The sequence below is a fragment of the uncultured Olegusella sp. genome, assembly GCF_947253395.1.
Taxonomy (GTDB): Bacteria; Actinomycetota; Coriobacteriia; order Coriobacteriales; family Atopobiaceae; genus Olegusella.
This window is the reverse complement of the sequence record NZ_CAMXYY010000167.1, coordinates 1-2567: the sequence shown is the minus strand read 5'-3', so window position 1 is coordinate 2567 and position 2567 is coordinate 1. Positions and strand designations below refer to the sequence as shown.

General features: G+C 46.4%; 3 protein-coding genes and 1 pseudogene. All 4 read left to right on the top strand.

Translation table 11 applies throughout. The features are described from left to right. Positions 1 to 798: pseudogene (locus tag Q0X25_RS08430) on the top strand (coproporphyrinogen III oxidase family protein); the annotation flags it as partial. Beyond that, positions 795 to 1808: a CPBP family intramembrane glutamic endopeptidase gene (locus Q0X25_RS08425; protein ID WP_298581232.1), complete on the top strand. Its 1014-nt coding sequence runs from the start codon at positions 795 to 797 to the stop codon at positions 1806 to 1808. The pseudogene Q0X25_RS08430 and the gene Q0X25_RS08425, both read left to right, overlap by 4 nt. 117 nt (positions 1809 to 1925) lie before the next feature. Then, a complete protein-coding gene (locus Q0X25_RS08420) occupies positions 1926 to 2327 on the top strand; it encodes a VOC family protein (protein ID WP_021735564.1) in 402 nt (133 codons plus the stop codon). Between the two features lie 45 nt (positions 2328 to 2372). Next, on the top strand, positions 2373 to 2567 hold a 195-nt coding region (locus Q0X25_RS08415), incomplete at its 3' end, for an ATP-binding cassette domain-containing protein (RefSeq protein ID WP_298581228.1).

Below are 2567 nucleotides of genomic sequence, written 5' to 3'. Positions count from 1 at the left end.
ATACACGATGTAGCTTGTGCAGAGCTGCGGGTAAAAGAGGCGGTTGCTGCAGGTCTAGATGTCGCGTGCGATTTGATGTGTGCCATACCCTTACAGACTGCTCAAAGCTGGAAAGATAGCCTTGATAAGCTTATTTCTTGGGGGCCAACTCATATCAGTGTCTATCCACTCCAAATTGAAGAGGGCACTGAACTGGCCTACAGAGTAGGCGAGAAAAACCCAGCTTGGAATGATTCAGATGTCCAAGCAGAACGCATGAGCTATGCAGCTGATAAGTTGAGTGCGGTAGGTTTTGAGCGTTATGAAGTGGCAAGTTTTGCCAAAAATCATAAGCTTTGTCAGCACAACCTCAGCTATTGGCAAGGACGTAGTTATTTGGGTTTGGGGAAAGGTGCTGCAGGCATGATGACGGCTGAATTATATAGACGCATGCGAAAACAAGGTTATGCTCTCCCTCAGCTTGAGGATTCTTTTAAGCGTATCCGTACAAAGCTGACAGGTGATAAGCTTGAGCTCGAATTTTTGACAGAGAGTCAGGCTTGTGCAGAAGATTTAATGCTGAGTGCCCGTTTGGTTGAGGGAATTTCAGCCGATCAGCTTGACTATGCTCAGTCGATTTTGGGAAAAGCACTACTTGAAAGGCAGATAGAACAACTCATCAAACAGGGGCTTTTGCAGTCAAAAGGACAACGAGTCGTTCCTACTCAGCGCGCTTGGCTCTTGGGTAATGAATTGTTTGAGATGCTTTGGTCGCTTGCACCTGAGTTTGAGACCAAAACTTTGGAGGTTAGCTTATGAGTGAAACAATACCGCCAGTTCCCACTGGCTTTATCCCCCCAACTGATAGTGACACTGCTATATCCCCACAACAAACTCCCCAATCAACAGCTCCTCAGCCGCCGGAAAAGATCATTCATGGAGGTCTTCGTTGGTTGCTGATGATTGTTCTTGTTTGTCTTGGTGGTTATCTCGGGATTCAAATCCTAGCGACTGTTATTTTTATGTTGGTGACCTTTATTGCACGGATAAAACTGTCTCAAAATATGCTGATTGAATATGCGCTTTTGCTTGCTCAGCTCACAACAGTAGCTGTTGGTCTTCCGCTTTATCGTTATTTGCGTTTGATTAACTCCCGTCGGCCAATTGTGTTTAAAGATAAGAAAGTTTGCTTGGATAGCGTGCTTGCTCGTAAAGATTGGCAGGGAAGTGTCGGCAAAAAAATCATTGATGTGGTTTTGATCATTATTATCGGTCTAGCCTTGCAGCTGGTTATTTCTGCCGCCCTTACCCTGATTGAGCCTTTTATCCCTAAGTTGATGGGTGAGTACAGTGAACTTATGGAGCAGGCATTTGATACCAACTGGCCCTCAATTATTGCTTTGGTGGTAATGGCACCCATTAGTGAAGAGATTTTCTTTCGTGGTGTTGCCCTTGAGTATGCTCGTCGCTCGACTACAAAACTCTGGCTTGTTGTCGTAGCACAAGCTTTAGCCTTTGGTATTGCCCATGGCAATCTTGTGCAGGGAACCTATGCTTTTGTCGTGGGTTCGGTGCTTGGTTTTATTTGTTTGAGAGTCGGAGATCTCCCTACTTCGATGATTGGGCATTTTGCAGTAAATGCTTCGTCGTTTTTTGTAGGCTATTTCTTTACTCCTGCCTTACGTCTTGGCGAAAAATATCTTGGCGGCGGCGAGAGTGGCCTCGTGTTAGTCCTGCTGGTATTTATAGCTGTAGGCATGCTGTCTTATCGTGTTCTTATAAAGAGGTCAGCTCAAGATCAGCAGACCCCTTTCAAACTTGCTCTGTAAGGTGGGAAAGTCGTGGTAGAGCTTATAGAGCATGGCGGGCGGGTGTATGCGTGCGTATACTAAAGGTCTCTGTGTCCATGCTTTGGGCACACCGTGCAAACCTTCGGAGGGAAAGTTATGGCTGAGAATCTGCAAAAAAATGATGGCATTTCGGAAGATCCCGTTGAGCTTTTTGGTCTGCGTATTGCACATGTGGGTATTAACGCTGCCGATGATGCAGAAGCAGAAGATATTGCCAGCCAGTTCGATACTCTGATGGGGCTACCCCGCAATGTTTTGGCGCCGGTGTCAGTGTTTGCAGGCACCTTGATTGAGGTTATGAAAGGCGTAGGACGCGGGAAGCGTGGTCATATTGGCTTTCATGTTGATGATATTCCCGCCGCTGAACGTTGGTTTGCAGATCGAGGTTTTGAAATTAACGAGTCAAGCCGTGCGCTCAATCCTGACGGCAGTACTCATCTGGTGTATTTCACGCAAGAAATTGCTGGTTTTGCAATTCACCTCACTGATGACGAGTAAGGTAACAGCCGTATTTTGACGGCTCAAGATAGGACGAGTACTACTTTGATAGCTCTTGCAGATAAAATCTCAAAATCTTTTGGTGGCCGTGTGCTCTATTCGGGAGCAACGCTGCAGCTTAATGCTGGTGAGCGCTGGGCCTTGGTGGGCCCTAATGGAGCTGGAAAAACTACTCTGCTCAAGATTGTTATGGGTCAAGAAGTGCCTGATGAGGGTACCGTAAGTTTTGCTCGCGATATA